Annotated in this window: 8 protein-coding genes; 2 read left to right on the top strand and 6 right to left on the bottom strand. The window is 65.6% G+C overall.

Annotation, left to right across the window (positions count from 1 at the left end; genetic code table 11):
* Window positions 1–12: 12 nt before the first annotated feature.
* Entirely contained in the window at window positions 13–453 is a 441-nt protein-coding gene (locus tag E4L96_RS14575) for a DUF4124 domain-containing protein (RefSeq protein WP_135207952.1), read from the bottom strand.
* A 212-nt stretch (window positions 454–665) separates the two neighbouring features.
* Between E4L96_RS14575 and lexA the strand changes: the two genes are divergently transcribed.
* Window positions 666–1,319 carry a transcriptional repressor LexA gene (gene lexA, locus E4L96_RS14570; protein WP_135207951.1) on the top strand — a complete coding sequence of 218 codons (654 nt, stop codon included), beginning with the start codon at window positions 666–668 and terminating at the stop codon, window positions 1,317–1,319.
* 2 nt (window positions 1,320–1,321) lie between these two features.
* Entirely contained in the window at window positions 1,322–1,960 is a 639-nt protein-coding gene (locus E4L96_RS14565; RefSeq protein WP_229414491.1) for a glutathione S-transferase family protein, read from the top strand.
* Window positions 1,961–1,978: 18 nt separating this feature from the next.
* Here the strand turns inward: E4L96_RS14565 and E4L96_RS14560 are convergent, their stop codons facing one another.
* The 5 genes from E4L96_RS14560 to E4L96_RS24590 all read right to left on the bottom strand — a co-directional run.
* The gene (locus E4L96_RS14560) at window positions 1,979–2,533 is read right to left on the bottom strand and encodes a hypothetical protein (protein WP_135207950.1); all 555 of its coding nucleotides are present in this window, start codon (window positions 2,531–2,533) and stop codon (window positions 1,979–1,981) included.
* A 90-nt stretch (window positions 2,534–2,623) separates the two neighbouring features.
* A complete protein-coding gene (locus E4L96_RS14555; RefSeq protein WP_135207949.1) occupies window positions 2,624–3,856 on the bottom strand; it encodes a cystathionine gamma-synthase family protein in 1,233 nt (410 codons plus the stop codon).
* Window positions 3,853–5,376 carry an amidophosphoribosyltransferase gene (gene purF / locus E4L96_RS14550; RefSeq protein ID WP_135207948.1) on the bottom strand — a complete coding sequence of 508 codons (1,524 nt, stop codon included), beginning with the start codon at window positions 5,374–5,376 and terminating at the stop codon, window positions 3,853–3,855. Before purF ends, E4L96_RS14555 begins: the two co-directional genes overlap by 4 nt.
* A 39-nt stretch (window positions 5,377–5,415) precedes the next feature.
* On the bottom strand, window positions 5,416–5,904 hold the full coding sequence (locus E4L96_RS14545; protein WP_135207947.1) for a CvpA family protein: 489 nt from the start codon (window positions 5,902–5,904) through the stop codon (window positions 5,416–5,418).
* A 22-nt stretch (window positions 5,905–5,926) separates the two neighbouring features.
* The coding region (locus E4L96_RS24590) for an SPOR domain-containing protein (RefSeq protein WP_181017619.1) at window positions 5,927–6,375 on the bottom strand (449 nt) is incomplete at its 5' end.

The following is a 6,375-nucleotide window of genomic DNA, read 5'->3' as shown; positions in this document are numbered from 1 at the left end:
GGTCAGGCCCGGTCAGCGGGCGGCGACCTGGGCGCCGCCAACGGCGGGCATGGCCAGGGTGCTGTGCGCGGCGCGCAGGGTAGCAGTGTCGACGATGAAGGTCTGGCTCGGGGCCGGGCGCGTCATACGGGCGAAGCGGGCCTTGGCGCTGCTGCTGGGGCCGAATTCCGACGGCGACAGGTGGATGCGGACGGCCCCCACGCGCAGCGGGTCGGGCGGCGCGGCGGGCTCGCGGTAGTACTCCGGGCCGAGGGTGGTATCGGCCGAGGAGCCGGTCTGGCCGCCGGTCGAGCTGCCGGTCTGCTGGACGAGGAAGGCCGAACCATTGCACGGCAGGTCGGTCAGGGTCACATGACCCTTGCTGTCCACGCACTTGACGATCTCGGCCTGTGCCAGGGGCCCGCCGACAGCCGCCGCGGCCGCCAGCACGTAGTGGGCGATTCTGCGTTTCATGATCCGGTCCTTTTCAAAGATGTTGCCATCTTTGCACTACTCAAACCGGTTATCTGTTCGCGTCCTCACGTTGTGACATTTGCTCACACATTTCTGTGTCAGCTGCGGGTTAAAGCGAGCCCATGCAAAAATGCAAAAAGTTCTTGCATTTGACGAACCACTGTACAAAAATACAGCCTGGATTCACATACAGAGGCGGACACCGACATCCCATGATCAAGCTCACCCCCCGGCAGGAACAGATTCTCAACCTGATCAAGGAAGCGATCGACAACACCGGCTTCCCGCCGACCCGCGCCGAGATCGCACAGGAGCTGGGCTTCAAATCCGCCAACGCCGCCGAGGAGCACCTGCAGGCGCTGGCGCGCAAGGGGGCGATCGAGATTTCGCCGGGCACTTCGCGTGGCATCCGCCTCGTGGGCCAGAAGGACGCCGCCGCCAACGAGCCGGCCATGCAGATGCCGCCGCCCTCCAATTTCATGTCCCTGCCCCTGGTCGGCCGCGTCGCCGCCGGTTCGCCCATCCTCGCCACGGAACACGTGGAAGCCACCTTCTCCGTGGACCCCGCCATGTTCTCCGCCAAGCCGGACTACCTGCTAAAGGTGCGCGGCTGGTCCATGCGGGACGTCGGCATCAACGATGGCGACCTGCTCGCCGTGAAAAAGATCGACTCCGCCAAGAACGGCCAGATCGTGGTCGCCCGCATCAATGACGACGTCACGGTCAAGCGCTACCGCAAGACCGGCGCCACCATCGAGCTGCTGCCCGAGAACCCGGACTTCAAGGTCATCACCGTCGATCCGGAAGCGGACGACTTCGCCCTGGAAGGCCTGGCCGTCGGCCTGATGCGCTCCTGGGTGAACTGACGATGGCGGCCCAGGACCAGATCAAGCTGTACGGGAACTGCGAGTCCGGCCACAGCTACAAGGTCAAGCTGTTCCTGGAAGTGGCCCGGGTGCCGCACGCATACGAAGAGATCGACCTGCGCCTGGCCCGCGACGCGCGGCCCGAACCGTTCCGCAGCCTCGCGAAGTACGGCGAGGTGCCGCTGCTGGTCCACAACGGCACGCCCTACGTGCAGTCGAACGCCATCCTGCTGCACCTGGCCGAGCACCTGCAGGCCTTCGGCGGCGAAACGAAGCAACGGCTGGACAAAGTGCGCGAGTGGCTGTTCTGGGAAGCCAACCGCATCGGCTTCTCGATGGCGCACTACCGCTATGGCCAGAAGTTCGACGACAACGGCAACTACGCCGGCACGGTGCTGCCCTGGTTCCGCAACCGCCTGACGGCGGACCTGGAACGGCTGGAGGACGAATTGAGCGACGGCCGCGCCTTCCTGCTGGACGATCAGCCGTCCGCCGTGGACTTCTCGATCTGCGGCTACATGTATTGGGCCGACCAGGCCCACATCAGCTTCCCGCCGCGCATGCAGGCCTGGCTGGACCGCATCGCCGCCCTGCCCGGCTGGCGCCATCCGTACCAGATGGAAGGCGCCGATCCCTGGTAAGCCGCGGGCGAAGAGGGGTCAGCGCTGCGAGGCGCTGCCGCCGCTGTAGTTGTTACGGCGGTCTTCCAGGTCGGGCCGGTCTTTGGCCTGGGCGGCCTTGATCACCTTGTTGTTCTCGCCCACGTAGGCCTCGGTGGCCTTGCGCCACGCGTCGAAATCGGCCAGCACCATCTTGGAATTGATGGTCGCGCTCTCGGCGAGATTGGTGTGCACGTCCTTGATATGGGCGCCCGCCTGTTCCAGCTCTTCCTTGGTCATCAGCGCGCGCACGTCCTGCGGAATGCGCTCCGCACCCGGCGGCGTCTTGTTGAGGTTCTCGGCAAAGCGGTTATAGCAGTCCTGCCAGGTCTTCATGCGCGCGGACACCGCGTCGATCTCCTCGTTCTGCTTGGACATCGACGGGAAGCGCGGATTCGGGCAGCGGAACTGGCCGGACTTGAGCTCCGCGCCATCGTACTTGGTGACCCAGAAATCGATATCGGCCTTGCGCTGCTCGCGCTTCTTCGCGAGGTCGTCGGCCGCGTGGACGGTGAAGGCGGCGCACAGGGCGGCGCCGAGCAGGATCTTCTTCATGAATGCAGGACTCGAGTTGGCGAACGCCCCATTATGCCGTCGGCGCCGGGCCGTTCGCAATCTGTACGAACGTAAGATGACGTAAAGGCGTTACGCGGGCAACGCGCCCAGGAAGTCGGCCAGCAGGTCATCCTGGTCCTCGATGCCGACCGAGACGCGGATCAGCGACTCTGCGATGCCCATGCTGGCCCGCCGCTCCGCGCCCATCTCAAAGAAGATGGTGTGCGCCACCGGGATCACCAGCGTGCGCGTGTCACCGAGATTCGAAGACGGGATGCCGATCTGCAGCCGGTTCAGGTAATCGAAGCAGTCGATGCCCTCTTTGAGCTCGAACGACAGCAGGAAGCCGTAGGACTTGAACAGCTGCGTGCACAGCGCATGCTGCGGATGGGACGCTAGGCCCGGGTAGTACACCGCGGCCACGCGGTCATCCGCCTCCAGCGCGCGGGCCAGCGCCAGCGCGTTGGCCGAAGCCCGCTCCATGCGCAGCGCCAGCGTCTCCGCGCCGACCGCGATGGTGTGCGCCGCCTCCGGTGCCAGCGAGGCGCCGAAGTCGCGCAGAGCCTTGGCGCGGATCTGCGCCAGGCCCCAGTTCTTGGCCGGGTTCTTCTTGTACGTGTCGTAGATGTTGGCGAAGGCGGTCCAGTCGAATACCCCTGTATCCGTGAGCGCGCCGCCGAGGGCATCGCCATGGCCGCCGATCGACTTGGTCAGCGCATTGACCACCAGCCCCGCGCCCACGGCCTTGGGCCGGAACAGGTAGGGCGAGGTCATGGTGTTATCGACCACGTACAGGATGCCGCGCGCGCGGCACAGCTCTCCGATGCGCGCCAAATCGGCCACCTGCGTGCGCGGATTGGCGATGGTCTCGACGAACACCAGCTTCGTTTCAGGCGTCAGCGCCGCTTCCACCTGCGCCACGTCGGTCGAATCGACGAAGCTCACGCCGACGCCCTGCCCGGCCACCGTGTTCCACAGGCTGTTGGTATTCCCGAACAGGAAAGCAGACGACACCACGTGGTCGCCGGCGCGCAGCAGGCCCTGGAACAGCGCGCCGATGGCGCCCATGCCGGTCGCAAAGCAGATGGTCCCGTGGCCGTCTTCCATGCGCGTAATTTTCTCTTCGAGCGCGGACACGGTCGGATTGCCCTGCCGCCCGTAGCGGAAGCCCGGCTCCTTGCCCTGGAAGACGCTGGCCAGCTGGCGCGCGTCCGTGTAGCCGAAGGCCACCGAGGTGTGAATCGGCTTGCTCAGCGAGCCATGTTCGATGGCCTTCTGGCGGTCACCATGCAGGATGGTGGTGGTGAAGCCCTTGGTGCTCATTCGCCGCGCTCGATATTGAGGTTCAGCTGCGTGCGCGTGGCGTCTTCCGGAATGGCGGCCTTCGGGTGATGGCGCGCGTACTCCAGGCGGTCCAGGTACTCGGGCGTGATGTCGCCGGTGATGTACTTGCCGTCGAAGCAGGAGGCCTCGAAGGACGTCAGCGCCGGATTCACCTCGTGGATCGAGCGCTTGAGCGCATCGATGTCCTGGTACACCAGCTTGTCCGCGGTGATCTCGCGGCAGATCTCGTCCACGCTGCGGCCATGCGCGATCAGTTCATCGCGGGTCGGCATGTCGATGCCGTACACGTTCGGGTACAGCACCGGCGGCGCGGCGGACGCGAAGATCACGCTCTTGGCGCCGGACTCGCGCGCCATCTGCACGATCTCGCGGCTGGTGGTACCGCGCACGATGGAGTCGTCCACCAGCAGCACGTTCTTGCCCTTGAACTCCGCGCCGATGGCGTTGAGCTTCTGGCGCACCGACTTCTTGCGCATCGCCTGGCCGGGCATGATGAAGGTGCGGCCGATGTAGCGGTTCTTAATGAAGCCTTCGCGGTATTCCACGCCCAGCTTGAGGGCCAGCTGGATCGCGGCCGGGCGCGACGAATCGGGAATCGGCATGACCACGTCGATCTCGCCGGTCGGGATCTCGCGCATGATCTTCTCGGCCAGGAACTCGCCCATCTTCAGGCGCGTGGCGTAGACCGAGGCGCCATCGAGGATCGAATCCGGGCGGGCCAGGTAGACGTACTCGAACGCGCACGGGTTCAGGGACGGGTTTTCGGCGCACTGGCGGTGGTGCAGCTGGCCGTCCATGTCGATGAACACCGCCTCGCCCGGCGCGATGTCGCGCAGGAAGCGGAAGCCCATGCCTTCCAGCGCCACCGATTCCGACGCCACCATGTATTCGCTCACACCCTTCTCGTTCTCGAACACGCCGATGCACAGCGGGCGGATGCCGAACGGATCGCGGAAGGCGACCAGGCCATGGCCGGCAATCTGCGCGACCGCGGCATAGGCGCCGCGCACGCGCTTGTGCAGCACGGCGACGGCCTTGAACACCGCGTCCGGATCGAGCGACAGGCCAGTGGTCGCATTCTGGATCTCGTGCGCCAGCACGTTCAGCAGGACTTCGGAATCCGAGTCCGTGTTGATGTGGCGGCGGTCATTCTTGAACATGTCGTTCTTGAGCTGCTCCCAGTTGGTCAGGTTGCCGTTGTGGGCGAGCGTGATGCCAAAGGGTGCGTTGACGTAGAACGGCTGCGCTTCTTCCTCGCTGGACGAACCGGCGGTCGGATAGCGCACGTGGGCGATGCCCGAGTTGCCGAGCAGGGAGCGCATGTTCCGGGTGCGGAACACGTCGCGTACCAGGCCATTGGCCTTGTACATGGAGAAGGTGCGCCCCTGGTCGGTGGCGATACCGGCTGCGTCCTGGCCGCGGTGCTGCAACAGCAGCAGCGCGTCATACAGCATCTGGTTGACGGGATTGTGGGAGACGACGCCTACGATGCCACACATGGTGAGCTCCTGATTGTGGTACTGCTGATTTTGAAACCTTTAATACCGCACGTGCCGTGCGAGAGCCTCCGGCAGGTAGGGCTTGACGGCGCGCGCGCTGGCTTCCACGGCGGGGCGCAGCTGCGCGTCCTGCCAGAAAGCCTGCTGCGGAATGGCGGTCATGCCGCAGACCGTGACGATGGCCAGAATGATGATCAGGGCGCGCCCCAGGCCGAACACGGCGCCGAGCGAGCGGTCCACCAGCGTCAGGCCGGTGGCGGTCATGAGCGCACCGGCTGCGAGGCCCACAAGGCCCATGAGCAGGCGCACGCCGATGAACAATGCGATGAACGCGACGATCAGGCGCGCGGCCTCGCCGGGAATCGCGTCCGGCAGCATGGCGGCGAGTCTGGCGCCGTACGCATTGGCGACGAAGTAGGCGACCACCCAGCTGGCCAGCGAGATCACTTCCTTCACCAGCCCGCGCGCGATGCCGATGATGACCGAGGACGCCAGAACCACCAATACCAGATAATCGAAGATGGTCACGCGCGGGTGTTCCGTTGATCGGTCAGTTGGTGACGATATTGCCCTTGAGGCCCAGTTTTTCAAGCTTGGCCAGGGCCTGGTCGGCTTCGGCCTTGCTGGCGAACGGGCCGACGCGCACGCGGGTCACGTCGCCGTGCTTTTCCGTGTAGGTCTTGATGCCGGCGGCGCGCAGCTTGCCCTGCACTTCGGCGACTTTTTCGGCGGCGGCGTAGGCGCCGACCTGGGCGACGATCTTCGTGCTCGCGGCTGCGGTATCGGCTTTCGGCTTCTCGGCGGCGGGCTTGTCTTCCAGGATGGCCAGGGCGCGTTCGCTGTCGCTGGTGGCGGGCTTGGACGCTGGCTTGACGTCCTTCGCGGGTTCCTTGGCGGCCGTCTTGGTCTCGGGCTTGGCCTCGGCCTTGGCGTCCGGCTTGTGCTCGGCCGGTTTGGCGGCGGCGTGCTGCTCGGGCTTCGCGGTCTTCACCTCGGCCA

Origin of the sequence: Zemynaea arenosa (assembly GCF_004614185.1) — a bacterium.
GTDB lineage: Bacteria > Pseudomonadota > Gammaproteobacteria > Burkholderiales > Burkholderiaceae_D > Telluria > Telluria arenosa.
The sequence above is the reverse complement of the archived record's forward strand: the minus strand, read 5'-3'. Positions and strand labels throughout refer to the sequence as shown.